Origin of the sequence: Wenjunlia vitaminophila DSM 41686 (assembly GCF_000380165.1) — a bacterium.
GTDB lineage: Bacteria > Actinomycetota > Actinomycetes > Streptomycetales > Streptomycetaceae > Wenjunlia > Wenjunlia vitaminophila.
In genome coordinates this window covers 1-23,650 of record NZ_KB904656.1, presented here as the reverse complement: position 1 = coordinate 23,650, position 23,650 = coordinate 1, and the positions used below count along the sequence as shown (strand labels likewise).

15 protein-coding genes are annotated in these 23,650 nt (G+C 73.0%); 8 read left to right on the top strand and 7 right to left on the bottom strand.

Annotation, left to right across the window (positions count from 1 at the left end; all coding sequences use genetic code 11):
- Positions 1 to 104 precede the first annotated feature (104 nt).
- Positions 105 to 938 (bottom strand): right-handed parallel beta-helix repeat-containing protein, encoded by an 834-nt coding sequence (locus tag A3IG_RS0107755; protein ID WP_018382982.1) that lies wholly within the window; start codon positions 936 to 938, stop codon positions 105 to 107.
- Between the two features lie 67 nt (positions 939 to 1,005).
- On the bottom strand, positions 1,006 to 2,661 hold the full coding sequence (locus tag A3IG_RS28935; RefSeq protein WP_018382981.1) for a DUF6221 family protein: 1,656 nt from the start codon (positions 2,659 to 2,661) through the stop codon (positions 1,006 to 1,008).
- A gap of 379 nt (positions 2,662 to 3,040) precedes the next feature.
- Here A3IG_RS28935 and A3IG_RS0107745 point away from each other — a divergent pair, with 379 nt between their 5' ends.
- On the top strand, positions 3,041 to 5,986 hold the full coding sequence (locus tag A3IG_RS0107745) for a helix-turn-helix transcriptional regulator (protein WP_236719228.1): 2,946 nt from the start codon (positions 3,041 to 3,043) through the stop codon (positions 5,984 to 5,986).
- A gap of 30 nt (positions 5,987 to 6,016) precedes the next feature.
- Here the strand turns inward: A3IG_RS0107745 and A3IG_RS0107740 are convergent, their stop codons facing one another.
- The 4 genes from A3IG_RS0107740 to A3IG_RS0107725 all read right to left on the bottom strand — a co-directional run bounded on the left by A3IG_RS0107740 (position 6,017) and on the right by A3IG_RS0107725 (position 13,739).
- Positions 6,017 to 7,669, bottom strand: a complete 1,653-nt coding sequence (locus tag A3IG_RS0107740) for a serine/threonine-protein kinase (RefSeq protein WP_018382979.1) — start codon at positions 7,667 to 7,669, stop codon at positions 6,017 to 6,019.
- 173 nt (positions 7,670 to 7,842) lie between these two features.
- Positions 7,843 to 10,890, bottom strand: coding sequence for a hypothetical protein (locus A3IG_RS28930; protein ID WP_018382978.1), 3,048 nt, complete (start codon positions 10,888 to 10,890; stop codon positions 7,843 to 7,845).
- Positions 10,887 to 12,704, bottom strand: coding sequence for an HSP90 family protein (locus tag A3IG_RS28925; RefSeq protein WP_018382977.1), 1,818 nt, complete (start codon positions 12,702 to 12,704; stop codon positions 10,887 to 10,889). The genes A3IG_RS28930 and A3IG_RS28925 overlap by 4 nt, the downstream gene beginning before the upstream one ends.
- Before the next feature lie 270 nt (positions 12,705 to 12,974).
- Positions 12,975 to 13,739 carry a class I SAM-dependent methyltransferase gene (locus A3IG_RS0107725; RefSeq protein ID WP_018382976.1) on the bottom strand — a complete coding sequence of 255 codons (765 nt, stop codon included), beginning with the start codon at positions 13,737 to 13,739 and terminating at the stop codon, positions 12,975 to 12,977.
- A 173-nt stretch (positions 13,740 to 13,912) separates the two neighbouring features.
- Here A3IG_RS0107725 and A3IG_RS0107715 point away from each other — a divergent pair, with 173 nt between their 5' ends.
- From A3IG_RS0107715 to A3IG_RS31795, 3 genes are all read left to right on the top strand, one after another.
- Positions 13,913 to 14,209 (top strand): hypothetical protein, encoded by a 297-nt coding sequence (locus A3IG_RS0107715; RefSeq protein WP_018382974.1) that lies wholly within the window; start codon positions 13,913 to 13,915, stop codon positions 14,207 to 14,209.
- A 381-nt stretch (positions 14,210 to 14,590) separates the two neighbouring features.
- Positions 14,591 to 15,229 (top strand): helix-turn-helix domain-containing protein, encoded by a 639-nt coding sequence (locus A3IG_RS32395; protein ID WP_078500171.1) that lies wholly within the window; start codon positions 14,591 to 14,593, stop codon positions 15,227 to 15,229.
- The gene (locus A3IG_RS31795; protein WP_078500170.1) at positions 15,204 to 15,788 is read left to right on the top strand and encodes a hypothetical protein; all 585 of its coding nucleotides are present in this window, start codon (positions 15,204 to 15,206) and stop codon (positions 15,786 to 15,788) included. Before A3IG_RS32395 ends, A3IG_RS31795 begins: the two co-directional genes overlap by 26 nt.
- 414 nt (positions 15,789 to 16,202) lie before the next feature.
- Here the strand turns inward: A3IG_RS31795 and A3IG_RS0107705 are convergent, their stop codons facing one another.
- Entirely contained in the window at positions 16,203 to 18,041 is a 1,839-nt protein-coding gene (locus A3IG_RS0107705; RefSeq protein ID WP_018382971.1) for a hypothetical protein, read from the bottom strand.
- A 242-nt stretch (positions 18,042 to 18,283) separates the two neighbouring features.
- Between A3IG_RS0107705 and A3IG_RS0107700 the strand changes: the two genes are divergently transcribed.
- The 4 genes from A3IG_RS0107700 to A3IG_RS0107685 form a co-directional block, all read left to right on the top strand.
- Positions 18,284 to 19,663, top strand: coding sequence for an ABC transporter substrate-binding protein (locus tag A3IG_RS0107700; protein ID WP_018382970.1), 1,380 nt, complete (start codon positions 18,284 to 18,286; stop codon positions 19,661 to 19,663).
- Positions 19,664 to 19,737: 74 nt separating this feature from the next.
- Positions 19,738 to 20,754, top strand: coding sequence for a carbohydrate ABC transporter permease (locus A3IG_RS0107695; protein WP_018382969.1), 1,017 nt, complete (start codon positions 19,738 to 19,740; stop codon positions 20,752 to 20,754).
- Positions 20,754 to 21,692 (top strand): carbohydrate ABC transporter permease, encoded by a 939-nt coding sequence (locus tag A3IG_RS0107690; RefSeq protein WP_018382968.1) that lies wholly within the window; start codon positions 20,754 to 20,756, stop codon positions 21,690 to 21,692. The genes A3IG_RS0107695 and A3IG_RS0107690 overlap by 1 nt, the downstream gene beginning before the upstream one ends.
- A 176-nt stretch (positions 21,693 to 21,868) precedes the next feature.
- A partial coding sequence (locus A3IG_RS0107685; protein ID WP_018382967.1) for a hypothetical protein occupies positions 21,869 to 23,650 on the top strand: 1,782 nt, incomplete at its 3' end.

Here is a 23,650-nt window from a genome sequence, read left to right as displayed (position 1 = left end):
GCAACACGCGGGCGCGGCACCGGACATGGCCCAGCGGACCCGGGCGGACGCCCGGCGACGGGATCGGGGCGGCCCGCTCGGGTCACCGTGGGGCTGGCTGCCGGTCAGGGCGGGCCGCCCGGCTCCGGCCCCCGGTAGCCGGGCAGCGAGGACTCGTCGATGCCGACCTCGTAACGGATGTCGGGGCTGACGTCGTTGCCGCTGACGTGGGCACCGGTGGAGCCCCTGGCGAGTCCGATCGCGTGGTCGGGGGCCGCGGCGAAGGTGTTGCCGGTGATGGTGGCGTCCCTGACGTCCTCGAACATCAGGGCCTGCGACGCCTCCAACGTCTCGCAGTGGTTGTCCCTGAACGTGAGGTCCGAGGTGACGCCGTGACCGTCGCCCTCGCCGTCGTTCGGGCCCTCGGCCATCAGGCACATGTTGTCGATGTCCTCGCAGCGGTTGCCCTCGATCAGCACCCGGCGACTTGGCGGGGTGTCACTGGCGAAGGTCTGCATGCAGTCGGCGTGCCCGTGGCGGTTGGAGGTGCCGCGGATGGTGTTCCCCAGAATCCTCAGGTCGTCGCCGAAGAAGCGCAGGCCGTCGCCGTCACCGCCGTGCGGGCGGACGACGGTGTTGTTCCGGACCGTGATGTCGTGGCCGGTGACCTCGATGCCCGGAGCCCGTGGCGTGTCCACCGTGTAGTTCTCGACCACCACGTGGTCGGCCTCCACGGTGATGCCGTCGACGGCCCGCCCGTGGCCGTCGTGCACGACGGGGTTCCCCGGGGTGCCTCCCTCGGTGATGACCAGTCGCCGCGCGGCGGACGCGGTGACGGACCCGGAGGTGGCCGGTGGCGCCTGGAACACCGTCACGGCGACCGGTACGAGCAGCGCGGCGCCTCCGAGGACGAGCCGCGGACGGCGCTGGCGTGGGAGGTCCTGGCGGTGGGTGGTCATGGGCGGGATGGTAGGGAGGGCCCGCGGGGAGGGGTCCCGGCGGAGCGCGGGGCCGCCACGGTCCGGATCAGGCCCGGTACGGGGTGCCGGCGGGAAGGTTCCACTCCGGGTTGTGGTCGGGGTGGTGGGCGAAGGCCGCGGCCAGGTCGCGGAGGGCGAGGAAGAGGGTGTGGCAGCGCAGGCGGGCCGCGGTGAGGGCCGCCTGCGGGGCGCCCTGCGCGCGTAGCCGTTCCACGTCGGACGCCGCGCGGGTGTAGCGGTCGAGCACGCGTCGTCGGGCGTCGAGGTCCGCCCGCGCGCGGGCCGGGGAGTGGTGGCTGAGGTGGGTCCCGGCGAGGCGGGCGTCGCGCCGCATCGGCCCGGGGGGCTCGCCCATGAAGTCGGGAGGGGCCAGGTGGAAGCGCCCCACGGTGACCAGGGGGTCGGGCGGGGCGGTCGGGCCGGGCGGCGGGAACGTGGCACCGGCAGGGGGAGGGGGCACCGGTCCGTGCGGACGGTACCCGTCACGGGGGTCCCTGACGTCCCAGTGCGGCCAGTGTGCGACCTGCTCCTGGTAGCCCGGCGAGGGGGACTGGAAGGCAGCGGTCCTGAACCAGTACTCCCAGGCGCGCAGGTTGCCTTCGAGCCGGGCCGTCCCCTCGGCCGCCTCCTCGAGCTCGTCGAGGCGGGCGCGGAGGAAGTCGGCGAGGGGCGGCGCGGGCCGCATCCACGGCGGTGCGTCCGGCTCGGCGCGCCTCCGGCGCAGGTCCCGCAGCAGCCCGCCGGCGGCCCGCCCGGCCCAGTACCAGTCGTCGTCCTCGGAGGGCGGGTCACCGGCCCGCAGCCGGGCGGTGTCCCTGGCGCGGTAGCCGTGCTCGACGTCGTCCCCCAGGGCCCTGCTGATCCCCGCGCGCAGGGGGGTCCCCCGTCCGGCCGGCAGGTGGGCGAGGACGCCGTCGAGCCCGGCTCCGGCGTCGAACGGAGGCGCCGTCACCGCCTCCTCACACGTCAGGAGTTGCTGTTCGTGGCGGTCGCCCCAGAACTCCGTGCGCCAGCCGGGCCACAGCCCGGCGAGCGCCGGCAGCAACCCCGGGCAGGTCGAACCCGTCCACACGCCGACGGTGCGCTCGCCGACGTCGACGTGGGTGCCGCTGGCGGGAACGGCCCCGAGGTCCAGGCGCTCCGCCCCTCCGGCGGGAAGCCGGTCCAGGAGCACGGGACCCTGCCACCCGGAGTGCTCGTCCCGTCCCAGCGGCCAGGCGTGCAGCACCCCGTCCGCGTGCCGCACCGTCAGCAGGTGGACCGGACGGGACAGATCGGACTCGGTGCGGTCCGGTGCCGGGTGGGCGACCCGGGCGCGCACCACGGCCCGGTCCAGGCCCACGGCGGCGACCAGGTCCCCGGGGCCGTCGTACGCCCACCGGACCTGCCAGTGCCAGTCGCGCCAGATCCGGCGCAGCAGCTCCCGGAGGACGCGGACCTCTCCGTCGCCGTACACGCCCGCGTCGTCACCGTGGAAGAGCAGCCGCCGGTGTGTGAAGTCGAGGAGCGCGCCGCCCGCGGCGAGGGTGTCGCCGTACCAGTCGCGCCGCGGGTCCTCGGCGCGTGGCAGGGACTCGACGGCCCGTCGGACGGCCAGGGGCCCCCGGACGAGCAGGGAACAGATCTCGCCGGCGCCCGACGCGGTGCGGTGCAGGCGCCAACCGCGTTCGTCGGCGACGATGAAGTTCGCTGGGTGTGCCATGCCAGGGATTGTTTCCGGTGGAGCGGCGGGGCGGCGGTGTGTGGGGACGTGCGGGGCCCGGAGGGTGCCCGGGGTGTCCGTCCGCGGGGCCCGCGGACGGACACGGTCCTGACGCGGCACCCGTCCTGGGTATCGTCGGGGTCCCTTCGGCATCGCGGCGGGGCGCCGTGTCGTTCGAGGGGGGTCGCGCCGTGTGGCCCACCGGGGACTTCGGCCCGGTGTCCGCTGACAACCCCCGGCGGGCCGGGGTGGGTTCGACCGGAACGGGGTGTCAGAGCCGCGCGGTACAAATGACTACGGAAAGTAAGGACGAGGTGGTGACGGGCTGTGCTGGTGGGGATCGCGGTGACAGGTGGGTTGCGGTGACGAGGGGTTCACGGTGACGGGGGAGGCCACCGTGGGGTCGGTGGGTGGCGCGGGCCTGGGGCCGTTCGCCGGGCGCTCGGCGGAGCTGGGGCGGCTCGAAGCGGTGCTGGAGCGGGTGGCGGCGGGGGGTTCGGCGGTCGTTGACGTCATCGGGGACGCCGGCATCGGCAAGAGCCGGCTGCTGACGGAGTTCGCGGCGCGGGCCCGGAGCCGGGGGGTGACCGTGCTGCGGGGCCGGGCCACGGAGCGTGCGCGGGCCCGGGCGTTCCGGCCGTTCACCGACGCGTTCGCCGACCTCGACCAACGGACGCTGCGGGTGTTCCCCGCGCTGGCGGACCTGCCAGCGGAGGTGCGGGGGGAGCCTGGTGGAGCGAGCGCCGCCGGTGAGGTGAGCGCCGCCGGCCGGGTGGGTGGTCCGGCACCACTGGACCACTTCGGGCTGTTCCGGGCCACGGCGGCAGCGCTGGGCCGGGTGACCCCGCCCGGTCTCGCGGTGGTCCTCGACGACCTGCACTGGGCGGACACCGCGTCCCTGGACCTCCTGGACCACCTGGTCAGGCACCCGGTGCGGGCGCCCCTGCTGCTTGTGGTCTCCCGGAGGGAACGCCAGTCCCCACCCGCGGTGGAGTCCGTGCTGGCCCGCGGGGCGGACGCGGGTGCGGTGGTGCGGATCGCCCTGGGGCCCCTGGACGGGCGGGAGGGCCTGGAGGTCCTCGCCCCTGACCTGCCAGCCGAGGACGCCGTGGCGATCCACGCCGCGAGCGGCGGGTACCCGCTGTACTTCCAGATACTGCTCCAGGCCCTGCGCGCGGGCGCGCCCCCCGGTGCGCCGGTGCCCCCGTGCGGCGTGCCCGTGGGTCCCGGGGCGGCGCTGCTGCTGGACGAGCTGGCGCCGTTGACACCACTGGAGCGCAGCGTGCTCGAAGCGGTGGCGGTGCTCGGCGGGCACGCCACCACCAGCCTGCTCGGCGCCGTCACGGGCGCGGACGACTTCCGTCTCGTCGCGGCGTTGCGGCAGGTCGTCGGCCGCGACCTGGCCCGCCCAGCCCCTGGCGGGCACCGCGTGGAGCTGCGTCACCCGCTGGTGCGCGCGCTGGTCCTGGCGAGCACGGACCCCTGGCGGCGCCAGGAGCTGCACCGCAGGGCCGCCGCCGCGCTGGCGCTGACGGGCGCTCCGCTGGACGAACGCGCGCACCACATCGAGCAGTCGCTGACCCGCTGGGACCCGGACGCGGCGGCCGTGCTGGTCGAGGCGGCCGAGAGGTCCGCGGCGTCGGACCCCACCCGCGCCGCCCGCTGGCTGGACATCGTCCTGGGACTCCTGCCCGACACCACCCAGCACCTGGACCGCCGCTGCGCCCTGATGCTGACGCAGGCCCGGGTGCTGGGCATGACCGGGGCGGTGCGGCGCAGCCGGGACCTGCTCCACCGGTTGATCTCCCTGCGCCGTCCCGCGGTCGATGACGACCTGCGCACCTCAGCCGTGGTGCTGTGCGCCTTCCTCGAACGTCACCTGGGCCGCTACCCCGCGGCCAGCGCACTGCTCCGCAGGGAGCTCGACCGGCGGCCAGGGCCTTCGCCGGTCCAGCGGACGGGCCTGGTCGTGGAGTGGGGGTGCTGCGCCCTGTTCGCCAACCGCTTCCCCGAGGTGCGCGAGGAGCTCGCCCGGACACTGGCCGAGGCGCGTGCCCGCGGTGACGAGGCCGGTGAGGCGGAGCTGTTGACGCTGACCGCCATGGGAGAGGCGTACGAGGGTCGGGTGGCCACGGCCGGCACCCAGGTGGACGCCGCGGCGGCGCTCGTTGACGTGGTGACCGACGGGGACCTGATCACCCAGTGCGAGTCCCTGGTCAGGTTGGGCTGGAGCGAGGTGTTCCTCGAACGGTACGCCGACGCGGAGCGGCACGCCGAGCGGGGCGTGCTGGTCGCCCGGCGGGCCGGCCGGCCGTTCGCGCTCGCGCACCTGCTGCTGTGTTCGGCGTACGCCCACCTGATGACCGGCCGGGTCACCGCGGCGCTCGGCCTCGCCGACGAGTCGGTGGCGGTCGCCCGGGCGTTGGGCGGCGGCGAGCTGCCGGGCTTCACCCGGGCGATCAGGTCCCTGGTGCTGATGCACGCCCGCGCCCCGGGCGATCCGGAGGTGCTCGCCGCCGCCGAGGAGGCGGCGGCGAACGTGGGCGCGGTGGACGGCTGGTGGGCGACGCTGGCCCGCTCCCTGCTGGCGTACGCCGCCCGGGGCGCGGGCGACCCGCACCGCGTGCGGGACGTCCTGTTGGCCGTCGGCGGGGGCCGGGACCTGCCGCGGTTGCAGCCCTCGGTGCGGCCCAACCTCTTCGAGCTGCTGGTCGAGTCCGCGTTGGACACCGGTGACACGGCCGACGCCGAGTACTGGGCCGCCCGCGGTGTCGAGGAGGCCCGGAGGCTGGGTCTGCCGGCGCAACAGGGGGCGGCGCTGCGCGGCGTCGGGCTGCTCGAGGCGCACCGCGGCGATCCGGCCGCGGCGGCACGGGCGTTCACCGAGGCCGCCGAGTCGTGCGCCAGGTCCCGGGCGACGCTGCGTGAGGCGCAGAGCCTCCTGCTCGGCGCTCCCCAGGTGCTGGCCGCGGGTGACGGCTCACGGGCGGCGTCCATGTGGCGGCGGGGGCGGCGGCTGGCGGTGGACGGCGGTGCCCGGTTACTGGTGGCCCTGGCGGACCGCACGGGCGTGGAGGTGCGGGGCGCGGTGGACGGCGTCCCACCGGGCCCGGCCGGTCGGTTGGCCGGGTTGACCCCGCGGGAACGCCAGATCTCCGAGCTGATCGCGGAGGGCCTCAGCAACCAGGCGGTGGCCAGCAGGCTCTGCCTCAGCACGCGCACCGTGGAGAGCCACGTCGCCAGGGTCTACCGGAAGACGGGCGTGCCGTCGCGGGCCGCGCTCGCCTCGCTGATAGCCCGCGGTGACGGGGCCGGCCGGTGGTGACGGGCCGGGGCGCCGGCCCGCGGATCGGTGTCAGTCCTCGCGGGCGTGGACGTCGGTCACCTTGCCCTGCCTGTCCGCCTCGAGGTAGGAGGACGCGTAGTCGTCGGAGAGGTAGATGCTCAGGCCCGCTTCGGTGTTGAACACGGTCGAGGGCGGGTCGACGACCAGGTACCGGTGGGTGGGTTCGGCCACGCCGAGGTCCCGGTCCGCCCTTCGCAGCAGGGCGGGGACGGCGTCCCAGTCGTAGGTGTCCAGGTCCACCGGCACGGTGCCGGTGATGACGGTGCCGCCGGCGCCGTCCCGGATGGCCACGTCCCCGCCCCGGTAGCTGAACCGGTCGTACCGGTTGGTGCTCCCCTTGACCAGCGCCTCCGCCACCACGTAGTCGGGGTACACCACGAAACCGGTCACCTCGGTGCCGCCCATGACCGGTTCGAGCTTGTCGATGGCGGTGCGGATGCCGTCCGCGGTCAGCAGGTTCACCTTCTTCGGCGTGCTCGGCGCCTCCGGTGTGTCGTCGGTGCCGGTCCCCGCGTTGGCTCCGGTCCCCGCGTCGGTGCCGGTCCCCGCGTTGGTGCCGGTGACGGTGGACGACACGGAGGTCCGGGGGCGTTCCGCATCGTCCGCCTTCCCGTCGTCGGAGGTCAGCGACCGCCACCCCAGGACACCGGCCACAGCGGTTCCCGCGAGCCCCAGCACGAGCCCGGCGCCCACCAGCACCCGCACCCGTCGGTTCCCCGGTGCCGAAGGTACCGGGAGCGGGGTGTGCGGCCCGGGCCACGGTGGGCCCCCGGGGCCGGTCCGGGGCGGAGGGCTGGGCAGGGGCCGGGGCGCGAGCGCGTCGCGCGGGACCAGGGGCACCGTGGGGTTGCCGTCCGCGGCGGACGCGAGCATGCCGTCCAGGGTCGCCGCGTCCGGCCTCGCCCCCGGGTCGCGCACCAGCAGCGACACCAGCGCGCCGGCGAGCGGCCCGGCCCGGCGCGGCGGCGGCACGTCCTCGCTGAGCACGGCTGCCAGGGTGGCCAGGGTGTTCTGCCTGCGCAGCGGGTGGTGGCCCTCGACCGCGACGTACAGCAGCATGCCGAGCGACCACAGGTCCGCCTCGGGCCCGCTGTCCTTCCCGCTGACCCGCTCGGGCGCCATGTAGTCGGGGGTGCCGATGACCGAGCCGGTGGCCGTGAGGTTGGTGGACTCGCGCACGGCGGCGATGCCGAAGTCGGTGAGGACCGGGGCGCCGTTGGCGCGCAGCAGCACGTTGGCGGGCTTCACGTCGCGGTGCTCGACCCCGGCGTCGTGGGCCGCCCGCAGCGCGGACAGGACCTGGCGGCCCAGCCGGGCCGCGGCGCGCGGGTCCATCGGGCCCCGGTCGCAACGCTCCTGGAGCGAGCCGCCGGCCACGAGCTCCATGACGATCCACGGGTACGCCTCGTCGGCGCTGTCCACGACGTGGTGGACGGTCACCACGTGGGGGTGGTCGATCCGGGCGAGGGCACGGGCTTCCCGCAGGACCCGGGCACGCAGCATCCGGGCGCCCTCCGGGTCGACGTCGGCGTACGCGGGGTCCGGGGGCCGCACCTCCTTGATGGCCACCTCGCGCCGCAGGACCAGGTCACGGGCCCGCCACACGGTGCCCATGCCGCCCCCGCCGAGCCGTTCCAGCAGTTCGAAACGACCGTCGATCACTCGTCCCACTGCGTCCCCCGCGTTCGGCCCGGGTGCTTGCGGAAACGCACCGCGCGGCTCCCGGTCATCCGTGCACTCCCGCTCCGCCCCGTCCCGCACGGTGGCCGGCGGGCAGCCCACCGCCGCGCCCGGTACCGTACCGCGCCGCGGGGGTTCCTCCTCCGGCTGGCCCCCTACCGCCCCGGGAGGTTCCGTTCCGCCATCATCAGGACGGCGTCGCACTCGTCGGCGAGGTCGGCCAGCGTCCCGTCAGGATCGGGGAGCCGTTCCAGCTCGGCGCGGAGGCGGCGGGTGCGCAGCGCGGCGTCCCGGGGACGTTCCAGCGCCAGCTCAAGCCGGGCTGCCTGGAGTTCCGCCGACAGCATGGCCTGCTGCCCGTGCTGGCCGCAGGCGCGGAAGGCCCCCACGGCCCGGCCCGCGCAGACGAGCGCCGCCTCGAACGCGGCGACGTTGATGGCGTACTGCTCGTCGGTGTCGTGCTGCCGGTCCGGGGGGCCGTCGGTGCCCTCCAGGTGCAACTGGGCCAACTGCTGGTGGGTCTCGCCCACGTCGATGCCCAGCGCGGCGCGTTCCTCCGGCAGTTCGGTGTCCCGCAGGCCCTTCTCGGCTTCCGCCAGGGCCTCGCGCATCAGGGCCTCGGCGGTGGACTGCCCGCGCGCCCCGAGGGCCTCCCACGCCTGGGCGCGCAGCGCGCGCACCGTGGCGCCGACGTCACCGATCCCGCGCCACAGCGCCACGGCTTGCTCGTAGGCCCGCACGGCCTCCTCGTTCATGCCGGCCGCGCTGAGTGCCTGTCCGGCCTGGTGGGTGAGGACCGCGTGGTGCCGCTGGTCGTCCCAGTGCTGGGCGGTCGTGGCGGCCAGCGCGTACTGCTCGGCGGCGAGGCGGTGCTCCTGGGTACCGGTGTAACAGTGCGCCAGCCACACCCTCGCCTGCACCATGTCGCTCTCCCCGAGCGTCTGCGCCAGGTCCGGCAGCACGGACTCCAGGACGGACGCCGCTTCCTCCAGGCGCCCCCGGTCGCAGTACAGGCCCCCGAGGTGGTGCCGGGCCCGCAGCGCGAGCGCTGGCAACTCGCCGGAGAGGTCGGCGTAGTGCGCGGTGTCCACCAGCAGCGCCGCCTCCTCGGCCTCGTGCCCCTCCTGGCCGGACACGGCCTGGGCCAGGGCGAAGCACAGTCGGGCCCGACTGACCGGGTCCAGGAGGGCGACCCGGTCGGGGTCGTCCAGTACGGCCCGGACGACCGCCGTGGCCCTGTCCTTCTCCCCCTGCGCCAACAGCGACTGGGCGAGTTGGATCTCGGCGCTCACCGCCAACCACGGCCGCCCCGACGCGTGGTGGTGGGAGACCGCCGCGGTGAACAGGGGGACGGCGGCGGCCGGGTCGTCCATCGCGGCGAGCAGCCCGAGCAGTTCGGTGGCGTCGGCGACCCGGCTGAGGACGCCGGGCTCGTCGTGGTGGGGCCGGGCGAAGGCGAGCAGGTCATCGAGCTCCGCCTTGAGCCGCGCGGCCTCGGCGTGGGGGTCGGCGGCGGCACCGAGCAGCGCGGCCCGCACCCGACAGCGGAACACCAGCACCGTGGCCACCTGGCGGGTGCTGGCACGGCCGTCCGCGTGCAGCGCCTCGGCCCGGGCACACAGCTCCTCGATCTCCTCCAGGGCGCTTTCGGCCCGACCGGAACGGAGGGCGGCCAGGGTGACGCGCCCCCGGGAGACCAACGCCTTCCCCGGCTGCCCGGCGCGCTCGTGGGCTTCGGCCGCCTCGGCGAGCAGGTCGGCGGCCCGCTGACCGGGGCCGCGCAGGCCCAGGGCCGTGGCGTCCAGCAGGTCGGCCCGGTCACCGTCGTCGAGGGCGCCGCCCCCACCCTCGACGGCCCGCGCGGCGCGCTGCCAGGCGGCGCCGGCGGAGGGGTGGAGCGTGTCGCTGAGCTGCCTGGCCCGGACCAGCAGTTCCCGGGGGTCGTCCGACGCCCGGGGAGCTCCGGCCGACGCGGACCGCGGCGCCGGAGCCGACTGCCGCGCCCCCGCCTCCGTCCCCGTCCCTGGCACGGCCGGGACCCGCGCCCCCGTGCCCCGCGCGGCACCGACCGCTGACGCTGCCTGACCGAGCGGCGCGGAGCGCAGGCCCAGGGGGAGCGAGTCCAGCAGCGGCTCGGCACCCATCTGGAGCCGGAGCAGGTCGGAGACGCGGGTGCTGCCGTTGCGCTCGTCGAAGCGCACCGCCATCGCCAGGGCCTCGTCGGTGGCGTGCTCGAGCAGGGCGGCGGCCGTCCACTGCCTGCCGGGAGGGCCGGGAACGGGCCGGTCGCCGTGGCCGAGGTCCACCACCCGGCGGGACAGCAGCGCGGCGCAGGCCATCCACTCCATGTACGGCAGGGCGTCCCCGCGAAGCTCCCAGCGCGGCGTCTGCTCGGCCAGGATCTCCAAGCCGCGCGGTTCGTTGCCGGTCAGCGCGCAGAACTCCACATGGGCGGCGACGGAGCTGCCCAACGCCTCCACCGACCGCGCCATCCGGTAGCCCCGCAGGTGGTGGGAGCGCGCGGCGTCCAGGCGGCCGAGCCGCACCAGCGGCAGCAGCGACCGGGCGAGCGTCGCGTGCGGCTCGTGCAGGCAGCTCTCGCGGCCCTCGAGGACCGGCCGCCACACCTCCAACGCGGCGGCGTCGTCGCCCCGTTCCACCTGCCACTGGCCCTGTTCGTGCAGCTCGCAGGCGTGGCAGTCGGCCATCTCGTCGCGGTCGGCGGCGAGCAGGGCGCTCAGGGCGCGCTCGGCCCGTTCCACGTCGCCCAGGTACCGGGCCACCTCGAAGTCCCGGGCGTGCACCGCCCGTTCGGAGTGGCCCGCGATGCGGTAGCGGCGGCGCATCTCCACCAGCCACTCCTCGATGGAGGCGAGTGGGATCTGTGGTTGCGCCATCGCGTCACCGCTGACCCACTTGAACATCCAGAACAGTTGGTGGGCGTCGTCCTCGTCGAAGTCCGCGGGGTTCTCGTCCCACATCCGGAGCAGCCGTGAGAAGGGCACGAACATCTTGTCGCACTCGGCGCTGTGGCTGTAGGCGATGGTCAGCCCGATCAGCGCCTCCACCAGCAGCGGCTGGTCCCCGGTGCCCTCCGCCTCGGCGACGAGCTGCTCGGCCCGGGCGTTGCGGGGGGAGCCGATGGGCTCGTCGCCGTTCCGGTACAGGTCGAAGCGGATGTCGTCGATCGAACGGCTGGTCAATGGGGCTCCCCTGCGGGTCGTTCGGTCGGGTCGGAGGGCGCCTGGGGGCGTACCGCCCAGTCGAGCAGCGCGAGGAAGGCGCGGTTGAGCAGGGCGGAGTCCGCGGGCCGCAGCGGCCGCTGGGACATCAACAGGGCCTGGCCGTAGAGCGCCTCCACGGCCGCGGCGAGGAGTTCCTCGCTCTCGGCCCGTGCCATGCGGTGCACCAGCGGACTGCGGTGGTTCAGCACCAGGCGTGCGCGGGGCCGGCTGTCCCGCAACGAGCCGAGGATGCCCGCCCACAGGCCGTCCGCCGCCTCGGCCTCCTCCGCCCGGGCCCGCTCGTGCCTGGCCTGCCGGTCGTCCAGGTGCAGGGCGGGAACGGTCAGCGGCTGGAAGGCCCGCAGCACCACGTCGCAGCCGAGGGGTTCGAGGGTGGCGCGGGCCACGGCGAGGAACGCGGTGAGGGCCAGCTCCTCCTCGGCGTCCACCGGGTCCAGGTGGGCGGTGACGGTGTCGGTGTCCAGCTCGGCGACGGCCGTGCCCGGGCGGGCCCGCGGCAGCAGTTCCACCAGCTCGGTGTCGTAGGTGTACCCGCCGTTGACCACGCCGACGCCCTGGGCCGCGGCGATGGCGGCGACCTGCCGGAACTCCTCGGTGGTGCGGGTGTAGTGGATCACCGGGTGGCGGCGCGCGTACTCGTCGAGGGACAGGTGCCCCTCGGTGGTCTCGAAGGGCAGCCACGGCAGCATGACCGCGAACATCTCCGGATCGTGCCGCGCCAGCGACTTCACGCCCAGGTGGTGCACGGACAGGAAGTGGGCCAGCCGTTCCTGGTCGCCGGCCGCCAGCTCGCTGAGCCAGTCGCGGATGCGGGTCCCCAGCACGTCGCGGACGGCGGCGAGGGTGTCGTCGGCGTAGAGGTTCTCCCGGGAGGCGGTGGGGCGCAGGCTGTCGGTGTCCAGCACGCAGCGCACGAAGAACGCCCACTCGGGCAGCAGGTCGTCGGCGCGTTCGGTGAGCAGCATCCCCTTGAGGTGGACCCGGTGGGCGCCGCGCTGTGCCGGGCTGACCGCCGAGGGCAGCACGTACGCCACGCCGCGGAGCCCCGCCAGGGGAACGTCGAGTTCGATCGCGTCCAGCGGGGTGAAACCGAACGTCTCGCGGCAGTGCCTGGCCAGGGCCGCACGGCGCGCGGCCGGCCCCGGGTGGTGGCGCTCCCACACGGCTGGCCGCTCGGACACCGGGGTGTCCCCGACGCGGACGTCGTACGGCAGCAGCGAGCCGTAGTGCCGGGCGAGTTCGGTGACGCGGTCGGTGGCGAGCCACTCCGCGGCGCCGGGCCGCGCGGTGAGGTGGACGGTGGTGCCCGGTTCGGGGCGGGCGTCCTCGGGGAGCGTGCGCACGGTGTACGAACCGTCGTCGCGGGCCCGCCACTCCACCGGCGGCGCCTCGGCGTCCCGGGCGGACCTGCTGACGACGCGGATCTCCTCGGCGACGACGAAGCAGGCGAGCAGCCCGATGCCGAACTGCCCGAGGAACTCGGCGCGCGCCGCCTCCAGGCCGTCCCGTTTGGAGCTGCGCCCGATGGTGGCCAGCAGACTGTGCACCTCGGCCTCGGTCAGCCCGATGCCGCTGTCCTCGACCCGGAGCGTGCCCCCCTCGGGGACCAGCCGCACGGAGGCCGGCGCGTCCGGTTCGACCGCGCGACGGGCGGTGACGGCGTCCACCCCGTTCTGGAGCAGCTCGCGCAGGTAGACCTTGGGGCTGGAGTAGAGGTGGTGCGAGAGGAGGTCGACCAGTCCCCGCAGGTCGACCTGGAAGGTGTTCGCCATGGACTCAATGCTGTCGAAAGTGTGGGTCTGGTGGGCGACCGGGGTTGGCCACCACTGGCGGGAAAGCCACTGACGGACGCGCCACGGACAGACCTGCCCCGCCGCGCGGGCCGGCCGCCCTGCGGGACCGCCGGCCCCCGGGTCCCCGGGACCGGGTCAGCCGCCGCCCTTGAGCCGGATCGCGCGGCGGGGTTGCTCCTCCCCCACCCATCTGAGCGACAGCCTGCCCCACCGTCACCTGCGCGGGCATCCGTGGAACTACCTAATCGGCTACGTAAACCGGCCACGCGCACCATGGCCGGTCCGGCGCCCGGCAACGGTGATGATCTCCGGACTCACAGGGGTCAGCGGGCCCCGCGACCAGTCACCGAACTGCTCCTCGACCTCCAGGCCGGCGTCCCCCAGGAACGACGACAGGGCGTCCGGACCCAGGAACCGCAGCGTGCTCCGGCTGGTCCTGGGGCCGTCCCACCCGGGACTGGTGAACGTCGTGTTGAAGCTCACGAGGTCCCCCACCACTGGTTCCTCCACCTCGTGCCGGGCGCGCACCAGCGCACCAGCGTCGTCCGTCGCCTCGACGACGACGTCCGGCGTCCACCGTTCCCACTCCCGGACCAGCGGGTTGCGGGTCTCGAAGACGAAACGCCCGTCGTCGGTCAGGGCTGACCGGATCGCCCGCAGGGAGGAACCCAACTCCTCGTCGGTCAGGAACACCTGGAACGCGTGCCCCGTCATCACCACCAGGTCGAACTCCCGGTACCAGTCGGTGCGGGACAGGTCGCCCAGGACCCACTCGATGTCCGTGCGCCGACGCGCCCGCCGCATCATCCCCTCACCGGGGTCGAGGCCGCACAGCCGCCCGGTGTGCCCGGCCCTCCTGGCCCGGTGCAGCAGGTCACCCGTCCCGCAGGCGACGTCGAGCACCGAGCGGGCGGCCATCACCAGGGGCAGGTAGAAGTGGAAGTCGTCCCTTCCCGCGCACAGGGCGTCGTAGAACCGGGCGAGGTCGGGATCGGCGAAGTAGCGGTCAACCATCCCGCCGATCTACCACGGGCGGCCCTGCTCCCCGAGCCAGCCCCGGCACCGGTCGAGGGTGGTGGCCAGGGTGGCGGCCAGCGGCGTGGGTCGGACGCAGAACGCCTCCTCGAACGCCGAGGGGTCCATGACCTGCGGCTCGGTGTGCTGACAGAACCCCTAGAATCGAACACATGCACGAACCCGCCGGCCCCACCCTGCCCCAGCTCCGCACCGTACGCCGGTGGCTGGCCGCGCAACTCGCGCTGGTGGACCGGCTGATCGCCACCCGGGAGGCGGAGGAGGAGCCGCGCTGGTGGGCGGTGGAGAAGCGGTGGCACGTCTCGGGGACGCTCCCTCCCGCCACCGTGCACGCCCCCGGCTGCTTCACCGTGGACCTGCGGATGCCCCGGGTGTCACCTGCGGAGGGGCGAGCCATGATCCAACGTGGCGAGGCCGACGGCTGCGGCGGCTGCGGAACCTCGCCCTGACTTCCCGAGGCGCGACGGCGACGGCGAACGCACCGGCCCGACTCCGCGGGAGACGGGGTGCTGCCGGTCGCCCGGTCACGGCTCCACTCGCCACCGACGATCCCGAGCACGGCGTGCCGCGGAGCCGATCCACAAAGACCGACGGGCTTTCGCCAGCATCATGGCGGAAGAGTTCGAGAGGGTTTTCGTAACTCACGGCACTGCCTTCCCTCTTTCCTCCGGGACATCGCGCAGTAGACCGAGAGGAACGGGGTGGCCGGAAATCATTGCGCCACGCCCACGGTTCAGGGCTCACCTTCTGATTGAGGCGAAAGCTGTTGTCCTGACCCCGCAGTCGTCCAGGCGTACCGTTCCCATTGTTGACGTCGGAGGGAGTTCAGCATGCCAGGACCACACGACGAACACACCGATGACAGTGTCGGCCGGCGCATCACGTCCATCCGTAAACAGCGTGGGTGGACTCAGCGCGCCCTGGCACAGCGCGCATTCGTGTCGTACAGCACGTTAACGAAGATCGAATCCGGGCACATGGCCGCCTCCCCCGCCGTGACCTCGGCATGTGCCCGTGCCCTGCGGGTTCCCGTCACGGACCTCACGGGCCAGCCGTACATGGAAGAGCTCAGGCAGGACCAACTCGAGGAGTTGGTGCAGCCGCTGCGCCACGCCATCGCCAATCCCTTCCTCCCCACCCGTGACGACGTTCCGCCTCGTCCCCTGGAAGCGATCCGCACGGACATCCGCACCTTGGAAGAGAGCCGTCTGCGTGGTGAGTACATGGGCATCGGGGCCTCCGTTCCCGCTCTCATCGAAGAATTGATCAACGCCGCACACGCGGCGTCCACGGCGGAAGTGGAGGGCCTGCACTCAGCACTCGCCATGGCCTACCGGCTCGCCAACTCCTTCGCACACAAACTCGGTTTTCCTGGACCTTGCCCTGCTCGCGCTGGACCGGATGGAAACCGCCGCCGCCCGTTCCGACGACCCCTATCTTCCTGTGGCCATCTGTCACTACCGGGGTAACTACTTCCTCCACCACGGCGCCTATGAGATCGGGCTCCGGGCCATCGAGCAGGTACGGCGCGGCGACATGAGGGCACTGTCGGCCATGGGCACCATGCACCTCAAAGCCGCGGTTCTCCACTCCCGCCAGCGCACCGAGACCTGCACGCAGGACGCCCTCACCCACATCGAGGAAGCCCGCGAGCTGGCGGGGCACACGGCCGGCCAACCAGATGCCCACGGGCTGGTCTTCGATCGGGCCAATGTCGAGATCCACGCGACATCCGTCCGGATCGACGTGGGGGACGTGGGTGGCGCGGTCGAGCACGGCGCCGCCCTGCGTTTTCCTCCGGGATGGGCGCTGAACCGGGCTGGTCACCACCACATGGACATGGCCCGTGGATACGAACGCATCGGAAGGAGAGAAGAGGCGTTGGCCGCGCTGCTGAGGGCGCGGAACGCGGCTCCCTGTCAGACCCGTTACCATCCCACGACCCGAGAAACGATCACGGCTCTCCTGCGAGCAACCCGGAGCCGGTCCCGCGAGTTGACACGCTATGCACGCTGGGTCGGTGTCTGAGGGCGGCAGGGTTACGGCCGGCGCTTTCGGTACCGGTGACGGGCTCGGAAGATCAGGGGGAGGGGTGGTCCCCGCCACGCCGGGTGATGGCCGTGCCGGTGGCCGCGGGGGTGCACTGGGACGCGGTGCGGGTCGGCGACCGCTGCGTGGGGGAGATGCTGCTCGCACGCCTTGGCGGGCGTACCGGGGTGGTGCTGGAGGACAGCCCCACGGCGGTGCGGTACTGGCTGGTCCCGCCGCGGACCCGCCCGGGAACAGGGGCGGTCCCACAGCGATCCGGCCGGGGCACGGAGCATCACCGAAGCGGAGCGCACGCACGAGACCGTCGGACAGGGAGCCGCGGTACCCCACCGGGTGCGCGCCGGCCCGTGCGGCACGCACCCGGTGGCCGCGGGTGGACCGCGGCGGTCCGGCTCAGTCCCCCTCGGCCACCAGCGACCGCGACAGGCGGACGACCGGGGCCGGGGCGCCGTCGAGGGTGGTGGCGTGGCGGGCGGCATGGGCCTCCCGGGCAACGACGCCGGTGGCCCCCTCCACCGTCAGGGCCCGCCCCTGCGGGGTGGTCCACTCCAGGCGCGCGGCGCCGTCGCCGGTCGGGGTGAGGGACGGTGCGGCCCAGGGCCCGTCGGGGAGGTCGGGGTGGGCCGGCTCCAGGGAGAGGGTGCCGCCGGCGTAGGCGTCGGCGATGTCGTTCCAGCTCAGGTCGGTGGGCTGGTAGGTTTCGAACAGGACGGTCTCGATGCGGACTCCGTCGTCGCGGGGGGTCACCCGGGGTGGGGCCGTGGGCCGGCCGGCGAACGAGCCGCCCACCGCGGACTGGAGGGTGAGCCGGGCGGTGCCCAGGTCGAGCCGGACGGTGTGGCCGTCCCGCACCCCGTCGGCGCCGCCGTCGGGGAGGTGGGCGCCGACGACGTCCACGACCACGCGCAGCGAACGCACCGGGAAGCGGTCCCCGGGCCGGATCATGTCCAGGTGGTGGTGGCGGTCCCCCGCCGGGCTGGCGAACCCGACGAGCCAGGCCGCGTGCGGGCCGGACTGGACGGTGGTCACGACCCCGGAGGCGAAGTCGAAGTCCTCCGCGCCGTCGTCCTTGACCAGGTGCCAGTGGATGTGGCCCGCGGTGCCGTCAGGGCGTCGCCAGTGGCCGAACAGCGGGCGGCGCTGGAGCCAGGTGTCGATGTGGTTGACGCTGCCCAGGGTGGTGACGTGGTCGAGCCACGTGGTGCCCACCTCGGGGGCGGGGCCGTGGGTGGAGAACAGTTCGCGGTGTTCCCGGGGTTCGGCGAGGGCCTCGAGCCGGGGCAGCGCCCAGTGGGGGGCGCGGTAGTCGACGCAGGAGGTGATGCTGGTGGTGATGTCGTTGGGTTCGGCCCGCGTCTTCTCCTGGACCGGCAGGAGGCCCCCCACGGCCTTCACCAGGTGCGGCGGTGCGCCCAGGTCGTTGCTGTAGCAGCGGGCCATGGGGCCGGAGAGCTGACGGGTGGCCGGGTGCCAGCGGGCCAGGAAGTGCTCCCAGTGCCGGTCGTGCAGCCGGTCGACGATCCGCAGTGAGTCGGGGTCACGCGCGTACTGGCGCAGGAGGGTGAGGGACTCCAGCACGACACCCCAGTAGGAAGGGCTGTTGAACTCGGCGAAGCTGCCGGTCTCGTCGATGGCCCGGGCGAGCCGCAGGACCCGCTGCCGTCCGTACGCGGCGAGTTCGGCGTCGTCCAGGTGCTCACCGGCGACCAGGGTGACGAAGGTGCCCATGACGGCGATGTTGGTGTACGTCATGGAGACGTCGCGGCGGACGATGGACGCGGCGGCGTGGCGCAGGGACTCCCGCACCTCGGCGCGGACCGGCTCCGGTAGCCGCCGTCCGTGGCGCAGGTCCACCAGCAGCAGGGCGGTCCCCAGGAAGTCGGCCCAGTTCCAGTCGGCCGGGACCATCTCCCACGGCGGCTCCTCGGCGTAGTAGCCCCAGATGCCGTAGGTGTCGTTCTCCGGGGTCCGGTCCTGGAGGGCGGCGATCCGTTCCAGGACGGCGCACGCTCGGGCGAGGTCGCCGCTGCCGTCGTCCGCGGCGGCGGCGCGCTCGAGCAGCAGCAGGGCGTAGTGCAGGGAGTGGCGGGTCGGATGGGCCTTGCCGCCCTTGATCGAGGTGTGGATCGGGTTGTACGGGGCCTCGATGAGCAGCAGGTTCTCGTCTGGGTCCCAGAGGCGGTCGCCCTCGGCGAGGCCGGCGAGCAACAGGGCGCGGTCGTGGTCGCGCATGCCGTGGGACGGGGCAGAGGGCACGGGGAGGGCCTTCCAAGCTCGGAATCCGTTTTCCGGAGGTTATGTCCCTGACGGCGGGACAGCAAGGGGGATTGGTTCGGGGATTTAGGACGAATCCCTGCTCCGCGACCATTGACGCCACCGGTCAGCCAGTGCAAGGTAGCCCGGAGTGGGAAAGCGTTTTCCAGAAAAGCGTCTGGGGGCACTCGCCCCGCCCCTTCGATACATGGAGCCATCCGATGAGACCCTCCCCGCGTCGCACCCTGGCCGGCATCGCCCTCGGCGCGCTCGTCATTCCGCTCGCCGCCTGCTCCGACTCCGGTGACGCGGGCGCCGACGGCACCGTCACCATCACCGTCTCCGGCCGCCCGGCGGCTGCGAACCCCGCGGCGGTCAAGCTGTTCGACGACAAGGTGGCCGCCTTCGAGAAGGCCAACCCCGACATCAGGGTCAAGACCAACGAGTACGAGTACGACCAGCAGAGCTTCCAGGCCAAGGTGGCCGGCGGCAACCTGGAGACCGTCGTCCGGGTACCGCTGACCGAGATGTCCTCGCTGATCAAGCGCAAGCAGGTCTCCGACATCACCGAGGACTTCAAGCAGGTCAAGCACGGCGCCCAGTTCAACGACGAGGTGCTGTCGGTCGCCAGGGGCGAGGACGGCAGGACCTACGGCGTCCCGACCGAGGAGTACGCGCTCGGCCTGGTCTACAACCGGAAGCTCTTCGAGAAGGCCGGACTCGACCCCGACTCCCCACCCACCACCTGGGACGAGGTGCGCGAGGCCGCCAAGACCATCAAGGACAAGACCGGCGTCGACGGCTACGCGCAGATGACCAAGGAGAACACCGGCGGCTGGATGCTCACCGCCATGACCTACTCCTTCGGCGACGACATGCAGGAGCAGTCCGGCGGCAGGTGGGTGAACTCCTTCCACAAGGAGGGCAGCGGCTCGCACAAGGCCCTGGACCTGCTGAAGGAGATGCGCTGGACCGACAAGAGCATGGGCCGCAACCAGCTCCGCAACGGTGGTGACATCGAGAGGGACTTCGCCGCCGGCAAGATCGGCATGACGATGGCCGCGCCGAACATGATCAACCATGTCATCGACCAGTACAAGAGCGACAAGAACGACGTGGGCATCGGCCCCATGCCCAGCGACGGCTCCGCCAAGCGGACCCTGGTCGGCGGGAACGTCGCCGTGATCAGCCCGAAGGCGAGCCCCGAGCAGCGTGCGGCGGCGGTCAAGTTCATCGACTTCTACTACCTGGCCTCGAAGTACGACCCGAAGCGCGCCGGCGACCAGGCCGCCGTGCAGAACAAGGACGGGTTGACCGTCGGCTCGCCGCTGGTCGCGTTCTTCAAGCCGGAGATCTCGGATCCGGTCGAGGAGGCGGTCAACAAGCACGCAAACGTGCCCCTCGAGCACTTCGCCGCGTACCGGGAGTCGCTCGGCGACTACGAGCTGGTCGTCGAACCCCCGGTGGAGGGCCAGAACGTCTACAAGGCCCTGGACAACGCCGTGCAGGCCGTGCTGACCCGCGAGGACGCGGACCCGGCCAAGGAGCTCAACAAGGCCAACGACCTGGTCAAGTCCCAGGTGGAGCGGGCCCAGCAGTAACCGGTCGTGGCCGGTCGTCGAACACAGACGGCGGACGGGTGCGCCGCCGTGAGCAGGAGCGAGGAGACACCTCCATGAGCAAGTCGCAGGCCCCGCCGGAGCCCGCCGGCCGCCTGACGCGGCACCTCGACACGGCCACGCGGCCCGGTGACCCGGCTTCCGGGCCCACCGGGTCGGCCCGGGCGGTGTCCCCGGGGCGGGGCAGTCCCTCGGTCCGCTTCGTCCGCTGGGTCCGGCAGGGCGGAATCACCACCGTCCTGTTCGGTCTGCCGATGGTGGTGTGCTTCGCCCTGTTCTCCTGGTGGCCGATCGCACGGAGCCTGCGGCTGAGCTTCGAGCAGACCAACCTGGTGGGGCCGAGCGAGTGGGTGGGCCTGGACAACTTCGAGCGGGTGCTCGACGATCCGCTGCTGTGGACGGCGGTCCAGAACACCGGGATGTTCGCGGTGCTCGCCCTGCTCATCGGCTTCCCGGTGCCGCTGTTCCTCGCGGTGCTCATCTCGGAGCTGAAGAAGGGCGGAACGCTGTTCCGCATCCTGGTCTACCTGCCGGTGACCATCCCGCCGGTGGTCTCCGTGCTGCTGTGGAAGCTGTTCTACGAACCCGAGGACGGGCTGTTCAACCAGTTGTTCGGGCTGGTGGGTCTCGGCCCCTTCCCCTGGTTGCAGTCCACCGACACCGCGCTGGTGTCGATCGTGCTGGAGGCGACCTGGGCCGGCTTCGGCGGCACGGTGATCATCTACCTGGCGGCGCTCGCCGCGGTGCCGGGTGAGCTGTACGAGGCCGCGGAGCTGGACGGGGCCGGGATCTGGCGCCGGGTGTGGCACATCACCCTGCCGTCGATGCGCGGCGTCATCCTGATCATGCTGCTGCTCCAGATCATCGGCACCCTCCAGGTGTTCACCGAGCCGTTCGTCATGACGGACGGCGGACCGGAGAACTCCACCGTCACCGTGCTGATGCTGATCTACAACTACGCCTTCCAGAACGGCGACTACGGCGCCGCCACCGCACTGAGCGTGCTGCTCGCGCTGGTGCTGTGCGCGCTGTCGGCGGTCTATCTGCGGGCGACGAGGAGGTGGGGCAACTGATGAGCAGGAGCACGAGGGACGCCATACGCGCCCTGGCCCGCAGGGACCGCAGGAACGAGGACGGGGGCCGCAAGCTCCTGTCGTCGGCCGACCGTCGCCGCACGTCGGTGCGGGTGTGGCTGTCGTCGATCCAGGGGATCACCCTGCTGACGCTGCTCGCGTTCGGCCTGGGCCCGCTGTACTGGACCTTCAAGGGGGCGGTCTCCCCGACGCAGGAGTTGCTGCGCCACCCGCTGAGGCTGTGGCCGAGCGACCCCCAGTGGGGCAACCTGTCGCACGCCTGGACCGACCTGCGCGTGGGCCACTACCTGGGCAACACCGTGATCCTGGTGACCGGGTCGGTCATCGCGCACCTGGTCGTCGCCACCACGGGCGGGTACGTGCTGTCGGTGCTCAGGCCCAAGTGGGCGACCCCGATCCGCTGGCTGGTCCTGGCCACGCTGTTCATCCCCGGGTCGATCTCCCTGGTCGCCCTCTACCTCACCGTCCTGGACATCCCCCTGCTGGGGATCTCGCTGGTGAACACGCCGTGGGCGGTGTGGCTGCCGCACGCGGCCAGCGCCTTCATGGTGCTGATCGTGATGAAGTTCTTCGACGGCATCCCGCGCGAGCTGTTCGAGGCCGCGAAGGTGGACGGGGCGGGACCGTTCACCGTCTTCTGGCGGATCGTGCTGCCGATGTCCCGGCCGATCGTCGCGGTGATCACCGTGTTGACGGTGATGAACGCCTGGAAGGACTTCCTCTGGCCGCTGATCGCCATCCCCGACACCGGGGAACAGCCGATCGCTGCGGCCCTTCCCCGGCTGGCGGAGCGGGCGGAGCAGTCGGTCCTGATCGCCGCGATGCTGCTGGCGATCATTCCCCCGCTGCTGCTGTTCCTGATCTTCCAGCGGCAGATCATGCGGGGCGGGGAGGGCTTCTCCGGGCTCAAGGGCTGAGCCCGGCGGGGCACGTGGACCAGGGCCACGCCCACCAGTCCGAGGACGAACGACTCGCCGGCGGCCAGCGCGGTGCCTGCCGCCGGTGGCTGAGCGGTGCGCTCCACCGGGTACGGCCGGTGGAACGCGCGTTGGCAACGGGCACCGCGGCACCGATCCGATCGAGAGGACGCTCGATGGAACAGAAGGGCACGACCCGGTCGAGACCCGAGTCAGGTCCCGGACCGGCTGGCCGGCTCCGCCGCTGCCTGGCCTGGGGCGGCACGGCGGCGATGCTGAGCGCTCTGGTGACCGCTGTGCCGCTCGCCGGCACCGCGCACGCCGCGGCCACCCTCACCGTCACCTCCCCCGACCTGCTCTTCGTCAGGGGACAGACGAAGATCACGCTCAACACCGACCAGTCGTCGGTGAGCTGGCGCGCCGCGGACGCCCAGGGCCTGCCGGTGGCCTCCGGCACCGCACCGGTCTCCACCGGCACGGCCACCGTGGAGCTGTCGGGGCTCGGCCCCGGCTTCTACACGCTCTCCGCGACCGCGGGCGACACCACCCGCACCGCCGACTTCGGCGTCGTCCCCCCGCTCGCCGGCCACGAGACCGCCGACGAACGCTTCGGCGTGGCCATGCACTTCGGCCACTACAACGGCGACGACAACAAGCTGCTGCGCTCCATCAGACTCATGGGCACCGGCCAGGTCCGCGCGGACGCCAACTGGTCGGCGATCGAACGGACCCCCGGGGAGTACTCCTGGGACAGGTACCCCACTGACGGCGCCATCCCGTACGCGGCCTCGCAGGGCCTGACCGTGCTGCCGATCACCGCGTTCCGCAATCCCAACTACGACGACAACAAGACCCCGTCGTCACCCGAGGGCCTGGACGCCTACGGGAAGTTCACCGCCGCCTTCGTGGAGAGGTACCAGCAGCACACGAAGGAGGTGGAGATCTACAACGAGTACAACCACCCCACGTTCAACACCGGCGCCTGCGGCCTCACCGCTGACTGCTACCTCGAGTTGCTCAAGGCCAGCTACGGCAAGGTGCACGCCAAGGTGCCGGACGCCACCGTCGTCGGCCCCGCGATCGCCGGGATCGACCGGAGCTGGCTCAACCGGCTGTACTCCCTGGGCGGCCTGGACCACCTGGACGCGGTGAGCATCCACCACTACGGCTACCCGAGGCCGCCGGAGGAAGCGCTGGCCGCCCTGCCGCAGGTCCGCGCCGACCTCGACGCGGCCGGCGGCCAGGACAAGCCGCTGTGGCTCGACGAGAACGGCTACCCCACCCACAACGACGGCGTCACACCGGCGACCCAGGCGATGTTCCTGCCGCGGGCGGAGGTGTTCGCCTTCGCGTCGGGGGTTGACCGCTACTACTGGTACGACGTCGTCAACGACGGCACCAACGCAACCGACCGGGAGCACAACTTCGGTCTGTTCCAGCGCCCGAGCGGCTCGGTGACCGCCTGGCAGCCCAAGCCAGGTGCGATCACCCTGAGCGTGCTCACCCGTCAACTGGCCGGGCGTGCCTTCGCGGGACGCGACGACGCGGGCGCCGCCGAGGTGCGGTCCTACCGGTTCGGGTCGGGCTCCGACACCGTCCGCACCCTGTGGACCACCGCCGACACCCCCCGCACCGTCGAGCTGTCCACCACCGAACGCGTCACCGTCACCGACCAGTTCGGCAAGGCCAGGACCTACACCCCCACCGGCGGCAAGATCCAACTCACCCTGGACGGCCGCGTCCTGTACGCCAAGGGCACGGTGACCAACGTCAAGGCCGTCACCACCCCGGTCTTCTCCGTCCAGGTGCCCGAGCAGACCAACACCGCCGAGACCGTCGAAGCGGTGCTGTCCGTGGACCGGACCGGGGCCGGCGTGGGCCTGCCGCAGCAGGTCACGTTCCAGGTGGCCGGCGAGGCGTTCACCATGAACGCCGCACCCGGGCAGGTCACCCGCAGG

Excerpts from the sequence above, each read along its gene's own strand:
- A3IG_RS0107755 (WP_018382982.1), bottom strand. The coding sequence starts at position 938 with ATGACCACCCACCGCCAGGACCTCCCACGCCAGCGCCGTCCGCGGCTC.
- A3IG_RS28935 (WP_018382981.1), bottom strand. The coding sequence starts at position 2,661 with ATGGCACACCCAGCGAACTTCATCGTCGCCGACGAACGCGGTTGGCGC.
- A3IG_RS28925 (WP_018382977.1), bottom strand. The coding sequence starts at position 12,704 with ATGGCGAACACCTTCCAGGTCGACCTGCGGGGACTGGTCGACCTCCTC.
- A3IG_RS0107725 (WP_018382976.1), bottom strand. The coding sequence starts at position 13,739 with ATGGTTGACCGCTACTTCGCCGATCCCGACCTCGCCCGGTTCTACGAC.
- A3IG_RS0107715 (WP_018382974.1), top strand. The coding sequence starts at position 13,913 with ATGCACGAACCCGCCGGCCCCACCCTGCCCCAGCTCCGCACCGTACGC.
- A3IG_RS32395 (WP_078500171.1), top strand. The coding sequence starts at position 14,591 with ATGCCAGGACCACACGACGAACACACCGATGACAGTGTCGGCCGGCGC.
- A3IG_RS0107705 (WP_018382971.1), bottom strand. The coding sequence starts at position 18,041 with ATGCGCGACCACGACCGCGCCCTGTTGCTCGCCGGCCTCGCCGAGGGC.
- A3IG_RS0107700 (WP_018382970.1), top strand. The coding sequence starts at position 18,284 with ATGAGACCCTCCCCGCGTCGCACCCTGGCCGGCATCGCCCTCGGCGCG.
- A3IG_RS0107695 (WP_018382969.1), top strand. The coding sequence starts at position 19,738 with ATGAGCAAGTCGCAGGCCCCGCCGGAGCCCGCCGGCCGCCTGACGCGG.
- A3IG_RS0107690 (WP_018382968.1), top strand. The coding sequence starts at position 20,754 with ATGAGCAGGAGCACGAGGGACGCCATACGCGCCCTGGCCCGCAGGGAC.